The 24,443-nt window shown below is 66.9% G+C and carries 27 protein-coding genes and 1 pseudogene; 12 read left to right on the top strand and 16 right to left on the bottom strand.

The window, feature by feature from the left end; all coding sequences use genetic code 11:
- The first annotated feature begins 5 nt into the window (after positions 1-5).
- Both QM619_RS11215 and QM619_RS11210 read left to right on the top strand, forming a co-directional pair.
- On the top strand, positions 6-281 hold the full coding sequence (locus QM619_RS11215; RefSeq protein ID WP_415108322.1) for a type II toxin-antitoxin system Phd/YefM family antitoxin: 276 nt from the start codon (positions 6-8) through the stop codon (positions 279-281).
- Positions 278-682 carry a type II toxin-antitoxin system VapC family toxin gene (locus QM619_RS11210; protein WP_415108319.1) on the top strand — a complete coding sequence of 135 codons (405 nt, stop codon included), beginning with the start codon at positions 278-280 and terminating at the stop codon, positions 680-682. The genes QM619_RS11215 and QM619_RS11210 overlap by 4 nt, the downstream gene beginning before the upstream one ends.
- A gap of 74 nt (positions 683-756) precedes the next feature.
- Here QM619_RS11210 and rpmB read toward each other — a convergent pair whose 3' ends face one another.
- Positions 757-942, bottom strand: a complete 186-nt coding sequence (gene rpmB, locus QM619_RS11205; protein ID WP_415098899.1) for a 50S ribosomal protein L28 — start codon at positions 940-942, stop codon at positions 757-759.
- An 86-nt stretch (positions 943-1,028) separates the two neighbouring features.
- Positions 1,029-2,738: a ribonuclease J gene (locus QM619_RS11200; protein ID WP_415108553.1), complete on the bottom strand. Its 1,710-nt coding sequence runs from the start codon at positions 2,736-2,738 to the stop codon at positions 1,029-1,031.
- 55 nt (positions 2,739-2,793) lie between these two features.
- On the opposite strand from QM619_RS11200, the gene QM619_RS11195 reads away from it, so the two are divergent.
- A complete protein-coding gene (locus QM619_RS11195; RefSeq protein WP_415108316.1) occupies positions 2,794-3,327 on the top strand; it encodes a GNAT family N-acetyltransferase in 534 nt (177 codons plus the stop codon).
- Positions 3,328-3,370: 43 nt separating this feature from the next.
- On the opposite strand, the gene QM619_RS11190 is transcribed toward QM619_RS11195, so the two are convergent.
- On the bottom strand, positions 3,371-4,168 hold the full coding sequence (locus QM619_RS11190; protein ID WP_415108313.1) for a response regulator transcription factor: 798 nt from the start codon (positions 4,166-4,168) through the stop codon (positions 3,371-3,373).
- Between the two features lie 445 nt (positions 4,169-4,613).
- On the opposite strand from QM619_RS11190, the gene QM619_RS11185 reads away from it, so the two are divergent.
- The 5 genes from QM619_RS11185 (at position 4,614) to QM619_RS11165 (ending at position 8,611) form a co-directional block, all read left to right on the top strand.
- Positions 4,614-5,456: a hypothetical protein gene (locus tag QM619_RS11185; protein WP_415108310.1), complete on the top strand. Its 843-nt coding sequence runs from the start codon at positions 4,614-4,616 to the stop codon at positions 5,454-5,456.
- 4 nt (positions 5,457-5,460) lie between these two features.
- On the top strand, positions 5,461-6,426 hold the full coding sequence (locus tag QM619_RS11180; protein WP_415108307.1) for a hypothetical protein: 966 nt from the start codon (positions 5,461-5,463) through the stop codon (positions 6,424-6,426).
- A gap of 130 nt (positions 6,427-6,556) precedes the next feature.
- Positions 6,557-6,922 carry a hypothetical protein gene (locus QM619_RS11175; RefSeq protein ID WP_415108304.1) on the top strand — a complete coding sequence of 122 codons (366 nt, stop codon included), beginning with the start codon at positions 6,557-6,559 and terminating at the stop codon, positions 6,920-6,922.
- A gap of 39 nt (positions 6,923-6,961) precedes the next feature.
- Entirely contained in the window at positions 6,962-7,963 is a 1,002-nt protein-coding gene (locus QM619_RS11170) for a glutathione S-transferase family protein (protein ID WP_415108301.1), read from the top strand.
- A gap of 3 nt (positions 7,964-7,966) precedes the next feature.
- Positions 7,967-8,611, top strand: coding sequence for a hypothetical protein (locus QM619_RS11165; protein WP_415108298.1), 645 nt, complete (start codon positions 7,967-7,969; stop codon positions 8,609-8,611).
- Positions 8,612-8,835: 224 nt separating this feature from the next.
- Here the strand turns inward: QM619_RS11165 and sthA are convergent, their stop codons facing one another.
- The 5 genes from sthA to QM619_RS11140 all read right to left on the bottom strand — a co-directional run bounded on the left by sthA (position 8,836) and on the right by QM619_RS11140 (position 13,104).
- Positions 8,836-10,245: a Si-specific NAD(P)(+) transhydrogenase gene (sthA, locus tag QM619_RS11160; protein WP_415108295.1), complete on the bottom strand. Its 1,410-nt coding sequence runs from the start codon at positions 10,243-10,245 to the stop codon at positions 8,836-8,838.
- Between the two features lie 93 nt (positions 10,246-10,338).
- Positions 10,339-11,031, bottom strand: coding sequence for an LmeA family phospholipid-binding protein (locus QM619_RS11155; protein ID WP_415108292.1), 693 nt, complete (start codon positions 11,029-11,031; stop codon positions 10,339-10,341).
- Between the two features lie 7 nt (positions 11,032-11,038).
- Positions 11,039-11,776 carry a 4-hydroxy-tetrahydrodipicolinate reductase gene (gene dapB / locus QM619_RS11150; protein ID WP_415108290.1) on the bottom strand — a complete coding sequence of 246 codons (738 nt, stop codon included), beginning with the start codon at positions 11,774-11,776 and terminating at the stop codon, positions 11,039-11,041.
- Positions 11,777-11,826: 50 nt separating this feature from the next.
- The gene (locus tag QM619_RS11145; protein WP_415108550.1) at positions 11,827-12,039 is read right to left on the bottom strand and encodes a DeoR family transcriptional regulator; all 213 of its coding nucleotides are present in this window, start codon (positions 12,037-12,039) and stop codon (positions 11,827-11,829) included.
- A 120-nt stretch (positions 12,040-12,159) separates the two neighbouring features.
- On the bottom strand, positions 12,160-13,104 hold the full coding sequence (locus tag QM619_RS11140; protein ID WP_415108288.1) for a ribose-phosphate diphosphokinase: 945 nt from the start codon (positions 13,102-13,104) through the stop codon (positions 12,160-12,162).
- 192 nt (positions 13,105-13,296) lie between these two features.
- Between QM619_RS11140 and QM619_RS11135 the strand changes: the two genes are divergently transcribed.
- Positions 13,297-13,947, top strand: a complete 651-nt coding sequence (locus QM619_RS11135; protein WP_415108285.1) for a response regulator — start codon at positions 13,297-13,299, stop codon at positions 13,945-13,947.
- A 109-nt stretch (positions 13,948-14,056) separates the two neighbouring features.
- The gene (locus tag QM619_RS11130) at positions 14,057-14,629 is read left to right on the top strand and encodes an RNA polymerase sigma factor (RefSeq protein ID WP_415108282.1); all 573 of its coding nucleotides are present in this window, start codon (positions 14,057-14,059) and stop codon (positions 14,627-14,629) included.
- A gap of 40 nt (positions 14,630-14,669) precedes the next feature.
- Here QM619_RS11130 and QM619_RS11125 read toward each other — a convergent pair whose 3' ends face one another.
- Positions 14,670-16,658 carry a sensor histidine kinase gene (locus QM619_RS11125; RefSeq protein ID WP_415108279.1) on the bottom strand — a complete coding sequence of 663 codons (1,989 nt, stop codon included), beginning with the start codon at positions 16,656-16,658 and terminating at the stop codon, positions 14,670-14,672.
- 16 nt (positions 16,659-16,674) lie between these two features.
- Positions 16,675-17,169: a hypothetical protein gene (locus QM619_RS11120; protein ID WP_415108276.1), complete on the bottom strand. Its 495-nt coding sequence runs from the start codon at positions 17,167-17,169 to the stop codon at positions 16,675-16,677.
- 303 nt (positions 17,170-17,472) lie between these two features.
- Here QM619_RS11120 and QM619_RS11115 point away from each other — a divergent pair, with 303 nt between their 5' ends.
- Positions 17,473-19,038: a S8 family serine peptidase gene (locus tag QM619_RS11115; RefSeq protein WP_415108273.1), complete on the top strand. Its 1,566-nt coding sequence runs from the start codon at positions 17,473-17,475 to the stop codon at positions 19,036-19,038.
- Positions 19,039-19,115: 77 nt separating this feature from the next.
- On the opposite strand, the gene QM619_RS11110 is transcribed toward QM619_RS11115, so the two are convergent.
- The 3 genes from QM619_RS11110 to QM619_RS11100 form a co-directional block, all read right to left on the bottom strand.
- Positions 19,116-21,311 carry a polyribonucleotide nucleotidyltransferase gene (locus QM619_RS11110; RefSeq protein WP_415108271.1) on the bottom strand — a complete coding sequence of 732 codons (2,196 nt, stop codon included), beginning with the start codon at positions 21,309-21,311 and terminating at the stop codon, positions 19,116-19,118.
- A gap of 281 nt (positions 21,312-21,592) precedes the next feature.
- The gene (rpsO, locus tag QM619_RS11105; RefSeq protein WP_415108268.1) at positions 21,593-21,856 is read right to left on the bottom strand and encodes a 30S ribosomal protein S15; all 264 of its coding nucleotides are present in this window, start codon (positions 21,854-21,856) and stop codon (positions 21,593-21,595) included.
- A gap of 125 nt (positions 21,857-21,981) precedes the next feature.
- Positions 21,982-22,278: a hypothetical protein gene (locus tag QM619_RS11100; protein ID WP_415108265.1), complete on the bottom strand. Its 297-nt coding sequence runs from the start codon at positions 22,276-22,278 to the stop codon at positions 21,982-21,984.
- Between QM619_RS11100 and QM619_RS11095 the strand changes: the two genes are divergently transcribed.
- On the top strand, positions 22,279-22,482 hold the full coding sequence (locus QM619_RS11095; RefSeq protein WP_415108262.1) for a type II toxin-antitoxin system VapC family toxin: 204 nt from the start codon (positions 22,279-22,281) through the stop codon (positions 22,480-22,482). It abuts the gene before it with no gap.
- A 16-nt stretch (positions 22,483-22,498) separates the two neighbouring features.
- On the opposite strand, the gene QM619_RS11090 is transcribed toward QM619_RS11095, so the two are convergent.
- From QM619_RS11090 to QM619_RS11080, 3 genes and pseudogenes are all read right to left on the bottom strand, one after another.
- The gene (locus tag QM619_RS11090) at positions 22,499-23,248 is read right to left on the bottom strand and encodes a class I SAM-dependent methyltransferase (RefSeq protein ID WP_415108259.1); all 750 of its coding nucleotides are present in this window, start codon (positions 23,246-23,248) and stop codon (positions 22,499-22,501) included.
- A 179-nt stretch (positions 23,249-23,427) separates the two neighbouring features.
- Positions 23,428-23,556, bottom strand: a complete 129-nt coding sequence (locus QM619_RS11085) for a hypothetical protein (RefSeq protein ID WP_415108576.1) — start codon at positions 23,554-23,556, stop codon at positions 23,428-23,430.
- Between the two features lie 18 nt (positions 23,557-23,574).
- Positions 23,575-24,438: pseudogene (locus tag QM619_RS11080) on the bottom strand (WD40 repeat domain-containing protein); the annotation flags it as partial.
- Positions 24,439-24,443 lie beyond the last annotated feature (5 nt).

The following is a 24,443-nucleotide window of genomic DNA, read 5'->3' as shown; positions in this document are numbered from 1 at the left end:
AGGGCATGACCACCTGGCAGGTGCAGACGGCGAAACAGCGGTTCAGCGAGGTGTTGCGCGCCGCGGAGGCCGGGGAGCCGCAGTTCATCACCAAGCATGGGACGGCGGTCGCCGTGATCGTGAACATCGACGAGTACCGGCGAACTCACGACGCCAAGCCGTCGCTGGCATCGTTCCTGTTGACGGCGAGCGCCGCGGTAGGTCTGGACGACGACCTCGAACTCCCGCCCCGCCAGGTCGATCCCGAGCGGTCAGCCGACCTCTTCGAGCCGACGGCATGACCGAATACCTGCTCGACACCAATGTCGTGTCCGAGCTGACGAAGCGCCGTCCCGATCCGCGCGTGGTCGCCTGGCTGACCAGTGAGCCGACCACCTGGCTGAGCGTGCTCAGCCTCGGCGAACTCCTGCGCGGGGCGCATCTGCTGCGGCCTCGGGACCCGGTGGCCGCGGGTCGCGTCGACACCTGGATCGAACAACTGCGCTCGGACTACGACGGACGAATCCTGCCGGTCGACCACCGGGTGATCGGCCAGTGGGCCGCCCTGCCGACGACCCGCACTCTGCCGGTGATCGACAGCCTGCTCGCCGCCACCGCACTGGCCCACGACCTGACGATCGCCACCCGCAACGTCCGGGACTTCGCCGACACCTCGGCCCCGATCTTCGATCCGTTCGGGTAGCGAGGCGTCCGATTTCGCCGGTGGGCAAAAGCAAAAGGACCCGCCGTGGCGGGTCCTCGAGCGTTCCGGTCAGGTCAGCGGGTGACCTTGCCGGACTTCAGGCACGAAGTGCAGACGTTCAGCCGCTTCGGGGCGCCCGCCACCACCGCGCGCACGCGCTGGATGTTCGGGTTCCACCGACGGTTGGTCTTCTTCTTCGACCAGGGCACGTTGTGGCCAAAGCCTGGGCCCTTGGCGCAGATGTCACACACGGCAGCCACTGGTAACTCCTTGATTGCTTGGGAACGGCCCCGCGACGAGGGCCTCGTCAACGATACCTGAGAGGTCGCCGGGCCACCTAATCGGGTCAGGCCGCGACCACCACGGGCAGGATCATCGGACGCCGCCGGTAGGTGTTGTTGACCCAGCGTCCGACGGTGCGGCGGACCACCTGCTGCAGGCCGCGAACGTCTTCGGAGCCGTCGGCCATGGCGTCCACGACGGCCTTGGCAATCTGTCCCTTGATGCCGTCGAACACCGAGTCGTCCTCGACGAAGCCGCGGGCATGGATGTCCGGGCCGCTGACCAGGCTCATCGAATGCAGGTTCACCACCACCACGACGCTGATGAAGCCGTCCGCGCCGAGGATCTTGCGGTCGGTCAGTTCGGCGTCCCCGATGTCGCCGACGGTCGAGCCGTCCACGAAGATGTAGCCGCAGTCGAGCTTGCCGACCACCCGCGCCTTGCCCTTGGCCAGGTCGACCACTCCCCCGTCCTCGATCACGATCGCGCGCTCGCGCGGAACACCGGTGGCCACCGCCAGGTCGGCATTGGCGATCAGGTGCCGGACCTCGCCGTGCACCGGCATCACGTTGCGCGGCTGAATCAGGTTGTAGCAGTACAGCAACTCGCCGGCCGAGGCGTGCCCCGAGACGTGCACCAGCGCGTTGCCCTTGTGCACCACGGTCACCCCGTTGCGGGCCAGCCCGTTGATCACCCGGTACACCGAGTTCTCGTTGCCGGGGATCAGTGAGGACGCCAGCAGCACCACGTCGCCGGGGCCGGCCTTGACCACCGGATGCTCGTGGTTGGAGATCCGCGACAGCGCCGACAGCGGCTCGCCCTGCGACCCGGTGGACACCATCACCACCTTGTCATCGGGGTAATTCTCGAGCTGCTTGAGTTCGATCAGGGTGTCGGCGGGCACCTTCAGGTAGCCGAGCTCCTGCGCCACCGTCATATTGCGCACCATCGACCGGCCGATGTAGACGACCTTGCGGCCATGGCGGACGGCGGCGTCCAAGACCTGCTGGACGCGGTGCACGTGCGAGGCGAAACAGGCCACGATCAGCTTCTGCTTGGCCGAGGAGAAGACCCGCTCCATGGCCGGCTCGATGTCCCGCTCGTGGGTGGTGAAACCTGGGGTCTCGGCGTTGGTGGAGTCGGCCATGAACAGGTCGACGCCCTCTTCGCCGAGCCGGGCGAAGCCGCGCAGGTCGGTCAGCCGGTGATCGAGCGGCAGCTGGTCCATCTTGAAGTCGCCGGTGTGCAGCACCAGGCCGGCCGGCGTCCGGATGGCGACCGCGAGGGCGTCCGGAATGGAGTGGTTGACGGCCAGGAATTCGAGGTCGAACTCGCCGACCTTGATCCGAGTACCCTCGGAGACCACCCGCAGGTCGACGTCGCGCAGCCGGTGCTCGCGCAGCTTCTCGCGGACCAGGGCGAGGGTGAGCCGGGAGCCGATCACCGGAAAGTCGGGACGGCTGCGCAACAGGTACGGGACGGCGCCGATGTGGTCCTCGTGGCCATGGGTCAGGACGAGCGCCTGGATGTCGTCGAATCGCTCGTCGAGCAGATGCAGGCCGGGCAGGATCAGGTCGACGCCCGGATGGTCGTCGGAGGGGAACAGGACGCCGCAGTCGACCATCAGCAGCTGACCGTTGAACTCGAAGCTGGTGCTGTTGCGACCGACGTCGCCGAGCCCGCCGAGCGGGATCACGCGGAGAGTGTCTTGGGCCAGCCTGGGGGGTGTTTTCAGGGACTCACGCACATCACTCACCCTACCGTCGCGCGACATGGACGCCGGACCGGACGCGAGCGGCCACGCCATCGGAACCTCATAGCATGAGCCTGTGATTGCCGACTCCGTCCGCCTGGCCCTGCCCGTGGAGGCCGCCCAGATCGCGGCGATCCAGCGGCGCGCCTGGTCCCAACAGCTGCCTGCCGACGTCGCCGACTCGGTGTTCGCCGGGGTGGATCTGGACGAGATGACGCAGTCGTGGCACGCGGCGATCGTCCGGCCCCCGTTGGCCCAGTTCCGGGTGCTGGTGGCGGTGGCGGACGACCGGGTGGTCGGCTTCGCAGCGCTCGGTCCGAGCGACGATCCGGACGCCGAGCCGGGCGAGGACGGCATCGTCGCCGAGTTCGCCATCGACCCGCTGGCGCAGCGCTCCGGCCATGGTTCGCGGCTGCTGAACGCCTGCATGGACACCCTGCGCGCCGACGGTTTCGAGCGGGCCACCTGGTGGGTGCGCTCCACCGACGACGCGCTGCGCCGCTTCCTGGTCGAATCGGGCTGGGCCGCGGACGGCGGACACCAAGAGATCGGCATCGACGACGCCACCCGCGTCAAGCTGGTTCGGTTGCACACCGACATCTCGGCCTGAGCAGCGATCCCCCCAGCACGCGCCCGCGTTGGCTGTCAGGCGATCAGGCCAACGGGTCGAAGCTCAGCAGGCCCTGCGCACGTGCCTTGTCGACGGCAAGCAGTCGGTCGTGCACATCGAGCTTGCTGTAGACGTGCTCGAGATGCTTGCGCACCGTCCTCACGCTGATCCCTTCCTGGTGCGCGATCGCCTGCGCGGTCAGCCCTCGGCTCAGCATCCGCAGCGTCTCGTGCTCCCGCGGAGTCAGGGTGCTCGACAGGTCCGGCGCGGGCCTATCGGACGGGCGGAGCGCCCGGCTCTCGAGGCTCTGCCGGATGAACCGGTCGTTGAGCGCCACCAGGACCGGCAGCAGATGTGTAGCCGTAGCCACATCGTCGGCGGTGAAGTCGGACGTCTCACGGATCAGCACCAATCCCTCACCGACTGCCGGCGGTCGCAACGAAATGACCAGATTGAGTTGGAAGAATGCTCTCAGGGGCCGGAACACATCGCAGTAGATTGCGGAATTCTTCCATCTTCTGCCATCCACCACGTCAGACACTCGACGCGGCGTCAGGTCACCCGGCGCGGCAAGATAGCTGGTAATGGCGGGGTGATCGACCGCGTACTGAATCAATCCATCGGCAAGGGTCAGTTGGTCGTACGGCTCGCCCTCCACCACAGCGGACGCCGTCTGCATGTCGATGCCCGTCCAGATGACCGCATCGCAGTCGATGAGCCACCGCAGACCCTCGCGCGCCGAGAGCCTGAATGCGTCGTGGGACTCGCAACTACCCAGCCGCCGGGACACCTCGAGCACGGCAGACAACTCCGACATGGCCCATTCCTCCAGTCGGTCCACGCACGTGGGCCATCACTGTTTTAGCCCGCGACAAACCGCTGCACAAGGGCATGAAACAGGCTGTCGCCGAAGACCGCCAGCGCGACAACCCTGCGGGCCGGCCGGACGCGGGCCCCGGTGTGCCGGGAACTGCCTCCAGGACCGATCGCCTGCCGGCAGCCTTAATACATCCATCGACCACGGCCCACACTGGCGCGCCGCAACGAGGTCTGGGGCACGGCAGCCGAGGCGCGACGTACGCGGTTTGACGTATTGTCGAGGCTCGGCCAGCGAATAAAACTCTTTACGCCGCCTCCTGGCGGTGGGTTACCGCTCAGCCAACCTTCTCCGACAAGGTGGCTGTCCGCGGCCCAAATCAGGCAATAGCGACCCGCGCGGGGATTGCACACTCTGCAATTCCGATGCGAGATCGGTCGCGCCGCCATCGACCTAGTGAGGAGTCGAAATGAGCATTTCCGATGGGCAGCTGGTCAAAATGCTGACCAGGCCGGAGGTCTATGTCGTGCAAGGCGGACAGCGGCACTGGATCCCGGATCCGGCGACGTTGACGGCGCACTGGCAGTGGAGCCAGGTCACCACCCTGCCCGATGCGGAGGTGAGCGCCGTCCCACTCGGCGATCCGATCGCCAGCGTGATCGTCGCCGGACCGTGGCCCGACGGCGCCTTGGTGACGGCACCGCCGGCGCCGGAGGTGTATGTCGTCAAAGGCGGCCAGCGTCATTGGATTCCCGACCCTCCGACCCTGTTCGCGTCCGGATACGACTGGAGTGCGGTGGAGACGATCTCTTCGTCCGTGATGGGCACCATTCCGCTCGGCGACCCCATCTCGTCCGTGGTGAAGCCCACCGGCCGCGACCTGACCGTGGACACCGGGGACGACTTCCTCGGGGCGGGCCACTACGTCCACACCCGGCTGCGGCTGACCCGCAGCACCGGCGACCTGTCCGGCACGAACCGCACCTGGACGGTCACCTCGCTCGGGGGGTTTCACGCGGGCGTCTGCGCCATCTTGGTCGACGCCGACGACATCCCGGTGGCGAACGGCCACACCCCGCTGTGGCGGTTCGGCGTGGACGGCAAGTGGATCGGACGCAGCGACCGCACCGACGCCCTCCAGTACAGCATCAGCCCCGACGCTGCCGCGCAGGTGGCGGCGCTGAAGGTCTTCCACACCTGGGCTCCGGACAGCTTCCAGACCATTCTGGACAAGTGGGTCGCGGCCGGTAAGTCGGTGAGCGATTTGGCGACTGACGCCGGCCAGGTAGTGAAGCTGTTCACCGGGAAATAGTCCGATGACAACGCTATGGACTGCGTGGGTTGTCTCGGCAGCACTGCTCCTGCTGGTCGGCGTCATCGCCGGCCAGCAGGTGAAGGGCACGCCGCTGGGCATCCTCATCGATGAGCGGGGCAGGTTCAGCCTGAACCGATTCCAGATGCTGTGGTGGCTGTGGATCATCCTCTCGATGTCGGCAGCGGTTGCCCTGGCCCGGTTCACCGTGCCGAACGCGCAGCCACTCGACTTCACGATCCCTGGGCCCGTGCTCGCGCTGCTCGGCACGACCGCGGCGACCACGGTGAGTTCTGCCACCGTGAAGGCTCAGCGAAGCCATGCTCACCCCCGCGCCATCGCGGCGTCCGTCCCTATCGAGGCACCTCGTCCGGGTGCCGCGTTCCTCGGACAGATCGTGCTCCAAGAGGAAGGGGCCGGAGCCGACCAGATCATCGACGCCGGGAAATTCCAGTCCTTCATGATCACGCTCTTCCTCGGTGCCGGATATGTGCTGGCCGCCGTCTACGACTTCCTCGGCCGCGGGGTCCCGCTGATCACCACACCCGCCGACATCTCCCAGCTGCCCGAACTCGACGCCACCTTCGTCGCGCTGATGGCCATCAGCTCCGCGTCCTACGTGGGGACCAAGATGATCGGACGCGACGGCGACGCGCCATTCAGCGTCGCCGACCGCGACCAGTTGGTCAGCGACGTCCTGGCCGACCATCGCGCCACCGGTGCCGACGTCGACGGCCGCACCATGCGCACCCTGCTCCGTGAGCGCGCGGTGAAGAACTCCCCAGCCACCAACGGCGGCCCCACACCTCGCACCCAGCACGACGGCAAGGCAGACCAGCCGGACGCCGACAGCACCGCCGGTCCGGCTACGAGCACTCGCCGGGTCGGCCGCAAGAGCGCAGCGGCAAAGCAGGCCCACGATGCCGCCACCACCGAACCCGTCGATCCCGCCCACACACCGCCGGAATGAGCACCCCGTCCACCACCTACCGGGCGGAACGCGCGCGGCTTCATGCGCATGCGAACAGTGCCGCCAAGGTCGTCAGCGGCAGCGCCCGTCACACCACCCAGAGTCGGCGATGAGTCCGATTCCGTTGAGCGTGTCCGACCTGACCTCGGCATTGAGGGACCTCCAGGAGATCTACGGCACCCTGTCGGCGGATCTGCGGGACCGAAAGGTCCGCCGGGCGATCGCCGAGCATTTCGACGAGTTGCTGCGCAATCCCCGGTTTCCTTACCGTCGCACTGCGACGTTTGCCAAGTTGATCGGCGATACCTCGGCCGATAATGCGACGACCCGCGCCATTCTTACCGGCCTCATCGTCGTCGGGGTGCGTGGCAATCTCGGGGCAACGGACACCTGGGTCCGGCCGGACAACTGGGTGTTGGACGAACGCGGCCGGGTCAAACGGGACGCCAACGGGCACGGCGTGCTGCGTCCCGGAATCGCTCCCGGCCAGCTCTAGGAGGCTCGTTCTAGGGTGGTCCCCGGAAGGGAGCACCGGATGAGCGACCAGGACGATCAGGGCACAGGCGGCGTGTATTCGACCGAGGGCAGGGATTTCGTCCGCGACACCCGCTACATCAACGACCGGATCGTGGCGCATCCGACGGCTCCGGACGAGTGGCCGGTCGAGGCCGGACGGTACCGGCTGATCGCGGCGCGTGCCTGCCCGTGGGCCAACCGGACGTTGATCGTCCGCCGCCTGCTCGGCCTGGAGGATGTGCTGTCGGTCGGGCTGCCCGGACCCACCCACGACGCCGACTCGTGGACGTTCGACCTGGACCGCGGTGGTGTCGATCCGGTGCTCGGCATCCACAAGCTGAAGGACGCCTACGAGAAGCGCTTTCCGGGCTATCCGCGCGGCATCACGGTGCCCGCCATCGTTGAGATCGCCACCGGTGAGGTGGTGACCAACGATTTCGACCAGATCACCCGAGACCTGGCATCGGAATGGACCGAGTTCCAGCGTCCGGACGCCCCCGACCTGTGGCCGTCCGAGCTTCGCGACGAAATGGAGCAGGTGATGCGCCGGGTCTACACCGAGGTCAACAACGGGGTGTACCGGTGCGGCTTCGCCGGCAATCAGGACGCCTACGACGCCGCCTACGACCGGCTCTGGACGGCCTTGGACTGGCTGGAGGAACGGCTGACCACCCGGCGTTTCCTGATGGGCGAGGCGATCACCGAGGCCGACGTCCGGCTGTTCACCACCCTGGTCCGTTTCGACGCCGTCTACCACGGGCACTTCAAGTGCAATCGGAACAAGCTCAGCGAGATGCCGGCACTGTGGGGCTACGCCCGCGACCTGTTCCAGACCCCCGGTTTCGGCGAGACCGTCGACTTCACCCAAATCAAGCAGCACTACTACATCGTCCATCGCGACCTGAACCCGCACGGCATCGTCCCCAAAGGTCCCGACCTCTCCGGCTGGCTGACGCCGCACGGACGCGAATCGCTGGGGCCGAGCGCCCAACCCATCGCGCACGACAAAGGCGAACGTTAAGGAATGCTGCTGATGAAAATCGTCTCCGCAATGCGCGCCTCCGTGGTGGCCATCGCCATCGTCTGCTCGTCCTGTGGCTGCACGAGCAATACCCCTCAGGCCTCTCCGTCAGCCTCGTCGGAGAAGATCGCGTTTCATGCCGACTACCCGAACTATCCATCCCTGGAAGCCGCCCTCTCCACAGCCGACGCCGTCGTCGCGGGGACCCTTCTGGGATCGCGAGAGGACCTCCTGCGACCCGACGTTCCGACCGATATCGACAGCCCGTTGGCAAATCCGCAGGCAGGAACAACCGCCGATCGGAACGACCCCGAGTTGACCCTCCCGGTCACCATCGCCACGATCAAGGTCACGCAGACCATGAAGGGCGCGGTCAAGGTCGGCACCACAATCGACGTGACGCAGTACGGCGGCAAGAAGAATGGCACGCTCTACCAGGAACTCGATACGGTCCTTTTCCACAACACGTCAGCGAAGGAATTCGTCCTCTTGCTGCGCAACCAGGGCGACCGTTTCAATCTGATCAACCCGACACAAGGTGCGTGGGCGCGCACAGGGAACACCCTCGCGGGACTCACGAACGGCACGGCGTCCCCTTATGACGTCCACACCATTGATGAAGTGACGAAGGCCGCGTCGAAGCTATAAGACGAGGCGCCGGCTCGACCGGTCTCGACAAGCTCGACCAACGGCGGACCAGGAGAACCGTCCCGCCGGTCCACTCGATGAAGCGGCTTGGAGAGATCCCGGCGTCCGCCGGGATGACAAACAAGCTCAACCAATGGCGGTGGCCTCGCAGAGATCCCGGCGTCCGCCGGGACGACGAACAAGCGCGACCAGTGGCAGTGCAACAAGCTCGACCTACGAACTCCTCAGCTGGCGACGTCCTCGAAGCGGCTCAGGGCGCGGAGTTTGTTGGTGGCGTCCAGGGCTGCCACTTTGTAGGCTTCTGACAAGGTCGGATAGTTGAAGACGGTGTCGACGAGGTAGTCGACGGTGCCGCCGCAGCCCATCACGGCTTGGCCGATGTGCACCAGGTCGGTGGCGCCGGTGCCGAAGACGTGGACGCCGAGCAGCGTCCGGTCGACGCTGTGCACCAGCAGTTTGAGCATGCCGTAGGAGTCGCCGACGATCTGGCCGCGGGCGAGCTCTCGATAGCGGGACAGTCCGGTCTCGTAGGGGATCGACTCCGCTGTCAGTTCGTCCTCGCTCTTCCCGACGTAGGAGATCTCGGGAATGGTGTAGATGCCGATCGGCTGCAATGGCGTGATGGCGCCGGGCTTCTCCCCCATCGCGTGCATTGCGGCCAGGCGTCCCTGCTCCATCGAGGTCGCGGCCAGCGCGGGAAAGCCGATCACATCGCCGACGGCGTAGATATGCGGCTGGGTGGTCCGGAAATGCTCGTCGACGGCGATCCGTCCGCGCGGGTCGGCCTCCAGCCCGGCATTCTCCAACGCCAGTGCGGCGGTGGCGCCCTGGCGTCCGGCCGAATACATGACCGTGTCGGCGGGAATCCGCTTGCCGCTGCCCAGCGTGGTGATGGTGCCGTGCGCACTGCGCTCCACCCGCTCGACGGTTTCGCCGAACCGGAATGTCACCGACAGATCGCGCAGATGGAAACGCAGCGATTCGACGATCTCGGCGTCGCAGAAGTCCAGCATCGACGGCCGGGCGTCGACCACCGTCACCCGGGTGCCGAGCGCGGCGAACATCGACGCGTATTCGATGCCGATCACGCCGGCACCGACCACCACCATGGTTCCCGGCACCCGCTGCAGATCGAGGATTCCGTCGGAGTCGACCACGTTCTCGTCGTCGAACTCGACATTGGCCGGACGGGCCGGCTCGGTGCCAGGCGCCAGCACGATCCGATGCGCATGGATGGTGTGATGGTCGGCACCCTCCACCTTCACGGTGTGCGGGTCGATGAACGACGCGTCCCCGCTGTACAGCGTGACGTGGTTGCGCAGCAGCTGGTTGCGGACGACCTGCGTTTCGCGTCCGATCACATGCTGGGTGCGGGCGGTCAGGTCGGCGATGGTGATCTCGTCCTTGACCCGATACGACGCCCCGTACAGATCGCGCTGATGCATGCCGGTGAGATAGAGAACGGCTTCGCGCAGCGTCTTGGACGGAATGGTGCCGGTGTTGATGCACACCCCGCCCATCATCTGCTTGCGGTCGACGATCGCCACCGAGCGGCCGAGTTTCGCCGCCGCGATGGCGGCGCGGTGGCCACCGGGGCCGCTGCCGACCACCAGCAGGTCGTAGTCGTATTTCATGTGCGGACTCCATCTGTACGGGTGCCGCGATTATCTGCCCCGGCAAGCAACGATGGCAATGATCCGTCCGTTACATTCGGACGCCGCGCGCGGTCAGCGCCGGACCGGTACCTCGGTGGCGGTCAGATCGACCACCAGCCCATCCGGCACGACTGACACCGCGGTGACCTGGACGCGGTCGGCGACGGTCAACGGGATCGGTTTCACCGTCCGCTCCATGATCTGCTGCGACAGCCGCGCATTCAGTTCGACGCCGGCCACGTCGATCCGGGCGTCGGTGAGTTCCATCTGGTGGGCGGCGACGTCCAATCGCGGGACGCCAGAGATGCCCACGTCGAGCAGACTCAGGCCGGCCACGTCGACCCGGTAGGTGACCAGCACCCGGCCCTCGCCGCCGTAGCGGATCGACAGCCCGGCGACCTCGCTGAGCCCATTCCAGTCGAGCTTGCCGGTCACGTCGAGCCTCCCGACGACCACCTCGCTGAGGGTGACCAGCTTGATCTCCGAGCCCCGGTACCGGACGTCGTGGAGGTCCACCTGATGCTGCTCGAACTGCACCTGTGCGGTGGCGGCCCCACCGAAGACGTCCACGAATCGGCCCCGGACCAGTGCGGCCAGCACCGAGCCACCGGCCAGATCGAGGGTGGGATCGTCGACCTTGATGCCGGCGCTGACGACTGCTTGCTGTGCCTGAGATTGCACCAGGCCTCGAATGCCGAACTCCGCCCCGATCAGGAGCACGGCGAGGACACCCAGGACGATCAGGGCCCGGCCGAACTTTCTCACCGCGGTGTCAGCTCAGGCCGAGGATGGATTCGATGCCGATGGTCATGCCGGGCAGACCCGGCACCGCCCGCACCGCCGCGATCACGCCCGGCATGAACGAGACCCGCTCCAGCGAGTCGTGTCTGATGGTCAGGGTCTCGCCGGGTCCGCCGAAAAGCACCTCCTGGTGCGCGATCAGGCCACGCAGCCGGACGCTGTGCACATGAATGCCGTCCACGTCGGCACCGCGGGCGCCCGGCAGCGACTGCGCCGTGGCGTCCGGAACCGGACCGAGGCCGGCCTCAGCGCGCGCCGCCGCGATCTTCCCCGCGGTCGTCGCCGACGTGCCGGACGGGGCGTCGACCTTGTTCGGATGATGCAGCTCGATCACCTCGACCGATTCGAAGAACCGGGCAGCCAGCGCGCTGACGTGCATCATCAGCACCGCGCCGACCGAGAAGTTGGACGCCACCAGCACCCCGCAGCCGCCCTGCTCGGCCAGCGCACGGGCCTGATCGAGCCGCTCGGCGGTGAAACCAGTGGTTCCGACCACGATGTGAATGCCGCGCTCAGCACACCAGGCGATGTTGTCCATCACGGCGTCCGGATGGGTGAAGTCGACCACCACCTCGGCCGCCTCGACGGGCGTCCGGTCGTCGCCGGCGTCCACCGCGGCGACCAGCTCCAGATCCTCGGCCTCGTGCACGGCCCGGACCACCTCGGAGCCCATCCGCCCGCGAGCCCCGAAAACGGCTACCTTCATCAATCCTCCTGGTGAACGGAACCCCCCATTGGTCCCGCGTCAACGAGCCCACCCTACTGATCGAGCAGGTGATTACTGCACCGTTCGGCCACCTCGAGCCGAACTCGTGCGGCTACCGCGGCCCGGACGTTCCCGGCGACCGCGATCACCTGTCCGGCAGTCCGCAGCGCCGCGATGTCGCGCCGCACCGTCATATGCGAGACGCCCAGGGACGCGGTCAGCTCGCGCGCGCTGAGCACGCCCGCGCTGCGCAGCATGCGCAACAGCTCCTGTTGCCGATCGGCTGCCTGTGGACGCTGGCCGCGGACGTCGCCCCCAGCAACCAGGTCGCCTCGCTCGGCGCCATCCAGAATTCACACCACGTTGTCGGCCCTCCAGGGCAGCGGCTATGCGTCGAACAGCGACGAGATCGACTCGCCCTCGTTGATTCGCCGGATGGCTTCGGCAAACAGCGGGGCGACGCTCAGCACGGTCATATTCGGCAGCCGCTTCTCCTCCGGCACCGGGACGGTGTTGGTGCAGACGATCTCGACCAGATCGTCCTGCGCCTTCATCCGTTCCATCGCCGGACCGGTGAACAGGCCGTGCACGCAGGCGGCGGAGATCGAGTTGACCCCCACCTCGCGGAGCTTGTCGAACAGCTCGATCAGCGAACCGCCGGTGGCGATCTCGTCGTCGAGGACGATCACGTCCTTGCCGGCGACGTCGCCGACGATCGTGTCAATGACCACCTTGTCGTCGGCCATCCGGCGCTTCGAGCCGGCCGCGACCGGAATGTCCAGCAGCCGGGCGAAATGGTTCGCCTCTTTGACGTTGCCGAAGTCGGGCGACACCACCACGGCGTTGCTCAGGTCGCGCTGCCGGAAATGGGCCGCCAGCACATGGTTGGCGCTCAAATGGTCGACCGGCATTTCGAACATGCCGTGCACCTGCGGGGAGTGCAACGCCATCGTCACCACCCGCTTCGCGCCCGCCTTGTGCAGCAGGTCGGCGACCAGCCGGGCACCTATCGAGATCCGCGGGGCGTCCTTCTTGTCGCTGCGCGCATAGGCGTAGTGCGGCATCACCACGGTCAGGTGGCCGGCGGACGCGCCGCGTGCGGCGTCCAGCATCAGCAGCAGCTCGACCAGGTTCTCCTGCACCGGAGGGACCAGCGGCTGCACGATGAATACCTCGCGTTTTCGGCAATTCGCTCCGAGGTGAACCTGCAGGCAGTCATTGGAGAACCGGGTGGTCTGCGACTCCGCCAGCGGGACGCCGAGCAGATCACACACCTCCTGCGCGAACTCCCGATGGGCTGACCCGGAAAAGACGGTGATGTCGCTGGCCACGGAAGGTGACCCTAGTGGACCCGGACCCCGGTTCTCTCCCCGGCCGCATGCTGTTCGTTGTCCCGCTGCTATCCGGACGCCACGGGCTCGACGCCAGGGAAGCGCGCACGATCGTCCCGTGTGGCGTCGCGGGTTCGACAGGAACGTTCGCGAATCCGTGACAGCGATACGGAGGTTTCCTACTATTCGGCCATGGGAGGGGACGCGGACTCCGCGCGGGTGCTGCTGGTCGACGATCACCCGGTGGTCCGTCGAGGACTGGCGGCGATGCTGCACAGCGAGCCATGGGTCGGCCGGCTGATCGAGGCCGGAACGGTCGCCGAGGCGTTCCGGCTCGCCGTCCTGGAGAAGCCGGACGCCGCCGTCGTCGATCTGGGGCTGCCGGACGGCGACGGGGTGAGCCTGATTCGCCGGCTGCGGCACGCCGTCCCCGGCTGCCTGGTGCTGGTGCTCACCATGACCCACGACGACGCCACCGTGCAGGCTTGCCTGGCCGCCGGCGCCACCGGTTACCTGCTCAAAGAATCGGCTCCGGACGCGCTGCTGCCGGCGCTGCGCACAGTGCTCGACGGCGGCCTGGTGCTCGGGCCGCGGGTGGCCACCGCCGCCCTCAGCGGCGTCCGGCAGAGTGTGCCGTCGCCCTTCGATCTGCTCAGCCCGCGCGAACTCCAGCATGTCGGGCTGCTTGCCGCCGGGCTGTCCGGCTCCCAGATCGCCGATGCCCTCGCCGTCACCGAGAAGACGGTGCGCAACCAGATGGCCGCCATCTTGGCCAAGCTGGGCATCGCCGACCGGGTGCGGCTGGCGCTGCTGGCCCGCGACGCCGGGCTGCACGGGCGGTAACCCCGCTTAGATCCGAATCGATTAGGGTGCCCGGACACTCGGGCATTCGTCCCAATCGTCGCGGGCAGATCTCCCCGCTGCGGGTATGTCGTCGGACACACGCTGAAGTATGACTACACAGACGATCAGCCCCGTCGCGAATCATCGTCGCGAGGAGTGGCCCGACGACCTGCTGGAGCGGCTCGCCAACGGCGACTCTGCACTCTGGGAAGACGTCGTCCGCGCCTTTCGGCCCTGCCTGTTGGCCCGCGCGGCCCAGGCCGGATTGAAGCCTTGGCAACGCCAGGATCTGGAGCAGCGGGTCTGGTTGGCCCTGCTGCAGCACGCCCGGTCGATCCGCAACCCGGCCTGCCTGCCGGGATGGCTGTCCACCACCGCACGGCGGATGGCGCTCACCGTGCTTCGCGAGGACGGCCGCGAGCTCGTCATCGAGCAGGTGCCGGAGCGCAAGGCGTCCGCCGGCAGCGAGGTGGAGCGCCACTGCCTGGACCGGCAGCGGATGCGTGAACTGCGTTCGGCGATCGCCGAGCTGCCGGCACGCCAGCGGGCGGTGGTCCGCGGGCTGCTCCGCGACCTGTCCTACGACGAGCTGTCCTCGCTGATGGGGGTCTCCGTGGGCAGCATCGGGCCGACCAGGCAGCGCGCCCTGGGTCGGCTTCGGGTGGTGCTGGAGGCCGCATAAACCCCACGGCGGCGATCCTGCCCGAATCGGGACAACCCGATCATGACAACGGCAGGGTCGCCGCCACCACGGTTCCGGTCGGAACTGCCGCCGCGATGGTGAACCGACCGCCGATCTCTTCGCAGCGTTGCCGCATCGACTCGGTGCCCACACCGCCGTCCCTAGGACCGGCGAAGCCGCGGCCGTCGTCGGTGACAGTGAGTTCGACGGCGTCCGTTCGTGGCTGGACGGTGACCTGCACCCGGCTGGCCGCCGCATGTCGCACACAGTTCGTCAGCGCTTCGTCGAGAATCCGGTACAGGGCGACTTCGACGGCCGCCGGGAGTTCCAACGTCTCCGGAATGTCGAGCCCGATCGTGGCGCCGCCGGTCTGCGCATGCCGCTCGACGACACCGCGCAACGCCGGCACCAGGCCACGATCGAGCCCGGGCGGACGCAGCCCGTCGATCGCCCGGCGCAGCTCGTCGGACGCCAGCGCGAGGTCTTCCTCAATGCCGGAAAGCGCCGACGTGGCCGCCGACGAACCAGTCAGCGCCCGCAACTGCATCCGGACGCCGCTGAGCACCGGCCCCACACCGTCGTGCAGATCCTTGCGGAGCCGGCGCTTCTCCTCCTCGCGGGCGGTGACGAGCCGCTCCCGCGCGTGCTGGAGATCGCGAATCAGCCGGACGGCGGCCGCCGGTGCAGCGACCTGGGCGGCCAACGCGGCCAGCAGCTTCCGCTCGCGCCGGGTCCACGGCTCGTCCGGGGCCCGCTGCTGCACCACCAGCTGCCCGATCGTGTCGCCCCGGTGCACCAGATCGAGCGAGGTGACCTGCCAGGGACGCCGCTCCCCCGCGGCCTGCTCGGGACTCTCCTTCGGCGCCAGGAACACGGCGGCATACGGGACGCGGAGTCCGTCGGCGACGCCGTCGACCACCGCGCCGAGCATCTCTCCCGGCGTCAATGCCGTACCGACCCCGCTGGCCAGCGAACTCAGCAACTCGTAGGGACGCGCGGCGTATCCATAGAGGCGCCGTTCGAGGAACTCGTAAAGCCAACTGCGCAACAGCAACACCGCGAGCACCGCGGCAGCGGCAGCCGCAATCGCCGCCGCCTGGGAAGCTACCCCGGATTGAGCCAGCGGATCGGGGCCGTCCGGCTTCCACATCGTGTTGATCAGCCAGCCAGTGGCCGGCAACACGACCGCATAGATGCCGCCGGCGGCGAGCACCAGCCCGCCGTAGAGCATCGACCGGTGCACGATCCGGTCGATGTCGTAGAGCCCGTAGCGAGCGATCATGATGGCGGTCGCCGCAGGGAATACCAGCGCGGCCGTCACGGTCGGCCAGCCCACCCTCGGAAATCCGAATGCCGGCAAGACCTCCAGAACCATTCCCAGCAGCACCAGGATCGCCGAAATCGCAGCCCACCGTAACGGTGTCTTCAGGGCGGGCGCCGCTCGCCGAGCACGCGTGGCGATGGCGACCGGGCCCAACAACGCACTGATGAACAACGCGACAAGGCCGCACAGGGCGGCGATTCCCCATACGTCCCCGTTGCCCACCGGTTCTTCATCGCCCGACGACCACACCGCTAGACCGATGAGTCCCACGCCCAACCCGACATAGAGCGTCCGGAGCGGCAGCCGCCATCGTGCTGACGGCGGGAGCCCGTCGGGAAAGAGAAGTGCCGTGAATGTGAAGAGCGCGTAGCTGAGAAACCACACCCATTGACGCGCCCAGTGGATCAGCCATGGGCTTGGCACGGCAGCCGCCAGGCTCAGCGCTGCGGAGAGGGCCGCGGCAAACCCCGTGGCCAACAAGAGCCAGCCATATCTGAGCCTCGGCATATGACTCACCACGCGCGCACCCACAACCAGCGTCAGTACCGCGATGAACACGTAGCGCACCGAGACGATGCCGTCACCCCACCGGTCGGGTGCTCCCGAAACGACGAATGGCTCCAGCGCGAGGCTGCCGACGGCGACGATGATGCCGATGACAGCAATCCCCCATGCCGCCTGCGGAGCCCGCGCCACTGCATTCACGACCCGGCCCTCACTACTACTTGTATTTGCAGAACCCGGTCAGTTTGCACAGCGTTCTGAGCAGATCGGAGACAGGATCGGGGCCGTTCCCCGACGAAGTGAGAACCTCCGGCAAGCCGTCCTGGGCGATCGACCAATGTTCCCATTCATCGCCCTGCTCGCCGTCATCTTCCTGGTCGCCGCTCTCCTCGGCTTCATGGGCATCGTCGTCGCCGCCCTGCCCTTCCCCGTCCGCGCCATGCGCGTCCTCGTCGTCCTCAGACCTCGGCCAGACGTAAATGTCCTCGATCCATTTCCAGACGGCCGACACACTAATGACTGCTGCGGCCGGCGGCTCGACCTCCTCATTCCCTGCCTTCCCGAATCCGATAGCGTCGCTGGCCACTGCGTAGGTTTGATCCATCCATGTCTGGAGTTCTCTCGGCGCGTCAACGATGAGCCACCGCCCTCGAGAGGGGGCTGTCCCTTCCTTCGGCGGCGCCCAGCGCTCAGGCTTTTCTTGGTAGCTCATGGATGACTCCTTGCTATGGGTTGTGCCGCAGTGTACGGCCCTCTCAAGAGAGCGATCATGCCGACAGCTTTGATACACGACTCGCCGACTTCACATGCCGGCTGTGACCCACCGGCCCAGGCCGCCGCGACGGCCTGGGCCTACCGCAGCGGCGTGGACCCACCCCGACCGTGTTGTCGTGCCACGACGAACGGGGCACTCCGACAGCGGCCGCGGCGCGTATCAAATGAGCGTCTTTCCGCCACTCAATGGGTACGGGACGAGGATGTCCCACACCCACACTCAACGCCGAAGGGGACTTCCATGGCCGCTCGACCGACCCATATCGTCGTTCAACTCGACGAGGACCTGCGGACCGACGACTACAACGACCTCTTGACGGTTGCGAGTCGGTTCGATCGCCTCGCCACCTTGAAAGCGATCCTGACCGCCCTTGCGGCCGAGACTGTCGACGGACAGCTGCCGACGCCTCGCATGGTCACGACGTGCACCGTGGCGGAACTTCGCGCATTGGAAGCCGAGGCCGAGGACAGCGGCTGGGGCCTGTCCACCAGCCTCACCCGTTACTGGCGAATCGATCTCAGCCGTCTGAACCGGACGCCGGACGAGATGGAGAACCTGACCAACGAGATCCTCGACGCCGAGGGTGTCACCGCCGCCTACGTCGAGTTGCCTGTCACGGTCGTCGGGGTGGATTCAAACGACGACAGCCCACCGGGCGACAACCCTCAAATCATGCCACGGGTAGTAGCACCGCGACGCCCGACCTTGTCACCCAGCCAAACCATAACCATCACTCGGTCGGCACAGTCGTACCTCAACGCGTCCCTCCACGGGATCAACGCCGAATGGGCCTGGCAACAGGGCGGAGGAACCGGAGAATGGACGAACGACAGCCAGGTCGGACGGGTCAAACTCCTCGACATCGAGGCGGGCTGGAATCTCAGGCATGAGGCATTGCGAAATCTCAAGGGCCTCAAACCCATGATCGGCGTCAACAAATACGAGGCCGCCCACGGCACCGCAGTCCTCGGCATCGTGGCGGGAGAGCTCGTCCGCAAGAACGGCGTTTCTGGCATCTGCCCGCAGGCGCGGGTGTTGATCGCCTCTCATTTCCATCGGGGCGACAAGGTCTACGCCGGCACCACTGAAGAACCCACCGAGCCGCACGTCGTCGATGCCCTCATCGCCGCACGCCGGGTGATGCGTTGTGGAGATGTCGTGCTGCTTGAGGTGGCAAAACAGGAAGGCGGGTGGGGCGGCAGTCTTTACCACCGACCTATCGAGCGGGAATATGCTGTCCAGCAGACCCTCAGGCTCCTGGCCTCAGCCGGCATCGTGGTGATCGAAGCCGCGGGAAACGCCAATAAAGACCTCGACACTCTCGTCGCCGACGTCCCGAAAGGCCTGGCAGACGTCCGCCGAGGTGGGTACGACTCCGGAGCCATCCTGGTGGGCGGCGCGGTCAGCACACTGAAGACGAACCAGACCGGACACCGCCGCTGGATCGACGACCCTGGCAAGAGTGTGACTATTGGGAGCAACTACGGCAGTCGAGTGGACTGCTATGCGTGGGCCGACCGCGCCTGGACCTCTTACAGTTCCAGCAACACCGGCTACGGCAACTTCGGCGGCACCAGCGCCGCCAGCGCAATCATCGCCGGAGCGGCAACGCTGGCCCAGAGCATGCGACTCACCGATCGCGGCCGACCGTTCACTCCTCTGGTGCTCCGGGCCCTGTTCAGCGATGCGCGACATGGCACCTCAGCCCTCCCCGATGTCAGCACGGCCAACGCACCCAGCGATCAGATCGGCGTGATGCCCGACCTCGAACGAGTGATGGACGCCGCCCAACAGATCTTTCCGTAGCAAACAGCAGAGCGCCGCACCCGAGTGGGTGCGGCGCTCGACGCTGTCGATCGGCGTCCGATGGACGGGTCAGCAGATCAGGCGTCGGCCTTCTCTTCGATCACCGGGATCAGCGACAGCTTGCCGCGATCGTCGATGTCGGAGATCTCGACCTGGATCTTCTGACCGACGCTCACCACGTCCTCGACGTTCTCCACCCGCTGACCGTTGTTCAGCGCGCGCAGCTTGGTGACGTGCAGCAGACCGTCCTTGCCGGGCAGCAGCGACACGAAGGCGCCGAAGTTCATCACCTTCACCACGGTGCCCAGGTAGCGCTCGCCGCGCTCGGGCATGGTCGGGTTGGCGATCGCGTTGATCATCGAGCGGGCCGCGTCCGCCGCCTCGCCGCTGTCGGCACCGATGTAGATGGTGCCGTCGTCCTCGATCGAGATGTTGGCGCCGGTGTCGTCCTGGATCTGGTTGATCATCTTGCCCTTGGGGCCGATCACCTCGCCGATCTTGTCGACCGGGATCTTGATGGTGATGATCCGCGGCGCGAACGGCGACATCTCGTCCGGGGTGTCGATCGCCTCGCCCATCACGTCGAGCAGGGTGTGCCGCGCCTCGCGGGCCTGCTGCAGGGCACCGGCGAGCACGTCGGACGGGATGCCGTCGAGCTTGGTGTCCAGCTGCAGGGCGGTGACGAAGTCACGGGTGCCGGCGACCTTGAAGTCCATATCGCCCAGCGCGTCCTCGGCACCGAGAATGTCGGTCAGCGCCAGGTAGCGCATCTGGCCGTCGATCTCGTCGCTCATCAGGCCCATCGCGATGCCCGCGACCGGCGCCTTCAGCGGCACGCCGGCGTTCAGCAGCGACAGCGTGGACGCGCACACCGAACCCATCGAGGTCGAACCGTTCGAGCCGAGCGCCTCGGACACCTGACGGATCGCGTACGGGAACTCCTCGCGCTTGGGCAGCACCGGCACCAGCGCACGCTCGGCGAGCGCGCCGTGGCCGATCTCGCGCCGCTTCGGCGAACCGACCCGGCCGGTCTCACCGGTCGAGTACGGCGGGAAGTTGTAGTTGTGCATGTAGCGCTTGGTGTTCTCGGGCGCCAGCGAGTCGATCTTCTGCTCCATGTCGAGCATGTTCAGCGTGCTCACACCCAGGATCTGGGTCTCGCCGCGCATGAACAGCGCCGAACCGTGCACCCGCGGAATGACGCCGACCTCGGCGCTCAGCGTCCGGATGTCACGCGGCCCACGGCCGTCGATCCGGATGCCGTCGGTCAGCGTCTTGGTGCGGACGACCTTCTTGGTGAGCGCCCGGTAGGCACCGGTGATCTCCTTCTCGCGGCCCTCGAAGGTGCCGTCGAGCTCGGTGTGCAGATCGGCCAGCAGGGCCTCGGTGGAGGTCTCCCGCTCGTGCTTGCCGGAGATGCTCATCACGTCGCGGAGTCGTTCGGACGCCGCGGCCGAGACGGCCTGAAAGACGTCGCTCTGGTAGTCGAGGAAGACCGGGAAGTCGCCGACGCTCTTGGGGAATTTGGCGGCCAGCTCGACCTGCGCGTCGCACAGCGCCTTGATGAACGGCTTGGACGCCTCCAGGCCGGCGGCCACGATCTCTTCGGTCGGGGCGGTCCGGCCGGAGCGGACCAGATCCCAGGTCTGCTCGGTCGACTCGGCCTCGACCATCATGATCGCGACATCGCCGTCGGCCAGCACCCGGCCGGCCACCACCATGTCGAAGGTGGCGTCCTCGAGCTGGCTGTTGGTCGGGAAGCCGACCCAGGTGTCGCCGATCAGGGCGACCCGGACGCCGCCGACCGGACCGGTGAACGGCAGACCGGCCAGCGTGGTGGACGCCGAGCCGGCGTTGATCGCCAGCACGTCGTAGAGCACGTCGGGGTTCAGCGCCATCACCGTGATGACGACCTGGACCTCGTTGCGCAGGCCCTTCACGAAGCAAGGACGCAGCGGACGGTCGGTCAGCCGGCAGGCCAGGATGGCGGCCTCGCCGGGGCGTCCCTCACGACGGAAGAACGAGCCGGGAATGCGGCCCGCGGCGTACATGCGCTCTTCGACGTCCACGGTGAGCGGGAAGAAGTCGATGCCGTCGCGCGGATTCTTGGACGCGGTGGTGGCGGCGAGCAGCATGGTGTCGCCGTCCAGGTAGACGCTGGCGCAGCCGTTGGCCTGGCGCGCGAGCAGGCCGGACTCGAAGCGGACGACATGCTTGCCGTGCGCGCCATTGTCGATGATGGCCTCGGTGTACTGCAGATCGGGTCCCTCCACGGGACCTCCTTTCGGGTTGCACCCACCGCTGCGGCGACACGGCCGACTCGGCGATTGAACCCGGTCTTCGATCGAGGCCCGCGGGGCTTTCTGGACCCGAGAGCCACTACCGAGGACCGACGATTCACATGCGTTCGCGCGGTGGACGGTGGTGTGGATATTCAGTTGTGTCCCGGCGGCTGAGCTTGTCGAGCTCTGTGTTGATCGAGCTTGTCGAAACCCTGCCGAAGCCCGCCGGGGATGCGCCGAGGGGAGCAGCCGAAGCCACTCCCCTCGTGAAGTCAGCGACGCAGGCCGAGTCGCGCGATCAGCGCGCGGTAGTGCTCGATGTCCTGCTTGGCGACGTACTTCAGCAGCCGGCGACGCCGGCCGATCAGCAGCATCAGGCCACGGTGGCTGTGATGGTCGCCCTTGTGCACCTTGAGGTGCTCGGTCAGGTGGGCGATCCGGCGGGTGAGCAGCGCGATCTGCACATCCGGCGAACCGGTGTCACCCGAATTGATGGCGAATTCTTCGATGGTCTTCTTCTTCAGATCAGCATCCATGAAGGGGGCTGCTCTCCTTTCGGTTTCCCGTTGCGCGGCGCTGCCCGGACCAGATGGTCTCGATACTGGATGATCGATGGGCGGCTCTTGGGGTTCCGCGGGCGTCCTGACGCCAACGCCAGACTTTACCGCAGCCGCCCGATCAGGGCGAATCGACGACCATCGCCGTCGTCGGCTTTCGGCTCCGGAATGCCGGCCTGGGCATCGACCGAGTAGCCCTGACCAATGAGGAGGAGGGCACCGCGACCAGGGTCGACGCTCCCCCAGCCCCGCGCCGGCTGGGCTTTCTCGCTGGGCAGTCCGTCGTCCCGGACGACTTCGATCGGCTGGCGGCGGGCGAGATCGCGACCCTGCTCGACGGCCAGCTGTGATTTCTGATCAAGGCAGCTCTGGGACGTGCCGACTTCACTGCGGACGCGCATGTGCTTCGGCGCGCGCTGATCGAGAACGGCTATGCGGAGCTTCCGGTCAGCGCCGCCCACGCGGCAGCCGTCGCCGATCTGCCGTTGCTGCATCGCGATCCGTTCGATCGGCTGCTGGTCGCCCAGGCCAGGGTGGAGGGCGTCCTGCTGTTGACGGTCGACCGGCAGGTCGCCGACTACGGCTCGCCGGTCCGGCTCTCCTGAGAACTTCGTCGGCGGGTCAGGGACGCCGGTAGCGGTAGGCCACGGTGACGTACGGCAGGTCGATGGTTCGGCGTCCGGCAAGTTGAGGATGGGTGTCGAGCAGGCGCCGTACGGTGTCGAGGACCTCGGCCTGCCCGGCGGCGTCCAAGACGGCGAAGTAGCTGCGGGAGCGGACCAGTTGGAGCACGGCGTCGACGTCGAGCGGCTGGGTCCAACCGAACTCAGCCCGCTCAGGTCTGCCGAACGGCGCGGCAACCTTCGGGTCGTCGTCCATCCCGATGGTGTATTGACCCTTGTCAGCGCGCATCGCCACACCGAGTTCGCGCACCCAGTCGACCCGTTCGTCGCGGAGGTTCCAGACCAGGCCGAGCACTCCACCGGGCCGGAGCACCCGCGCCACCTCAATGGACGCGGCCACCGGATCGACCCAGTGCCACGCCTGCGCAAACGTGACAGCATCGGCCGAACCATCGTGAACCGGCAGCTGCTCGCCGGTGCCAACGAGGGTCTGCACCCCCGGCACCTGCTGCCGCAGCACGGCCAGCATCTCTTCGGACGGATCGACGGCGGTGACCTCGTGTCCGGCCGCATGCAGGGCACGGCTGAGCTTGCCGGTACCTGCACCGACATCGACGACACGCACCTCTTCAGGCTTCACCAGCCAGGAGACGGCAGCCGCCGGATAGCTCGGACGGGACGCCTCATAGACCCCGGCCACCTCACCGAACGAGCGGGCGTGGGCAAGCTTCTCGCTCCTGGAATCCATGCCGCCAACCTATGCCGACCTCGGCGCCGGCATCGAGAAGCGGGACGGCGGGCGGCACGAAACTGGAGCGGATCGATCCGAATCGATCGTGAAGCTGAACCAGGGGTAGCGCTGGCCTACCAGCGCGAAGGCTCAGGTCCCCGGAGCTGCTCGGTCCGAGCGTTGCCGACAGGTGGCACTCAGCCGATTTCATCCGGTAGGACGATCCGCGCCCAGCCGTCATCGAGCCCCACGATCAGGTCATTGTCCAGGGCAACGAGGGTACGCACCCGGTGGTGAAGACGCAGCACCGCGATGGCGGAGCCCACCTCCGGATCCCAAATCCGCACGGTCTCATCCCGGCCGGTCGTGGCCAGCAGGGTGCGACCGCCGCGGTGGGTGAAGCTGGTAATCCCCCTTACTGAGTCGGTGTGGCCACCGAGGGGTTGCCCAACCTGCTGGCCGGTGGCAGGGTCCCAAATCCGCAACATCGGACCGGCACTCGTGGCGAGAAGGACCTTGCCGTCGCATGGAAGGCTGACAACCCCACTTACCCGGCTGGCATGGGCAGTGAGTGGCCGTCCGACCCTCTGACCGGTACCAGGATCCCAAATCCGGACTGTCCGACCCGCACTGATAGCGAGCAAAGACCGACCCCCGTAAGAAAAGCTGACAACCCCACTTATCGAGCTAGCATGGCCAGTGAGTGGCCGTCCGACCCTCTGACCGGTACCAGGATCCCAAATCTGAACTATCCGACCCGCACTGATAGCGAGCAAAGACCGACCCCCGTAAGAAAAGCTGACAACCCCGCTCACTTCGCTGGTCCGATCAGCGTGGAATCGCTCAATCTGTTCACCACTGTCGGGATCCCAAATCTGCACCATCCTACCCCCACTGATGGCAAGCAAGACCCTATCCTGGTAGCTAAATCTAGTGAGTCCGCTCACGGGGCCGTTGCGACCATTCAGAGGTTGTCTGACCTTCGCACCACTCTCGATATCCCAAATCTGCACCGCTGAATCAATACTCGCAATGGCGAGCAATGTCCGACCGTCGCAGGTAAAGCCAACAACGCCGCACGCCAGGTCCGCGTGACTACTGAGGGTTTGCCCGACCTGCGCACCACTATCAGGATCCCAAATCCGTACCGTCCGATCCTGACTAGCTGTGGCTAGCAGGACCCTCCCGTGGTGCGTGAAACTAACAATCCCGC

This window comes from Micropruina sp. (genome assembly GCF_047606665.1).
Lineage (GTDB): Bacteria > Actinomycetota > Actinomycetes > Propionibacteriales > Propionibacteriaceae > Micropruina.
The sequence above is the reverse complement of the archived record's forward strand: the minus strand, read 5'-3'. Positions and strand labels throughout refer to the sequence as shown.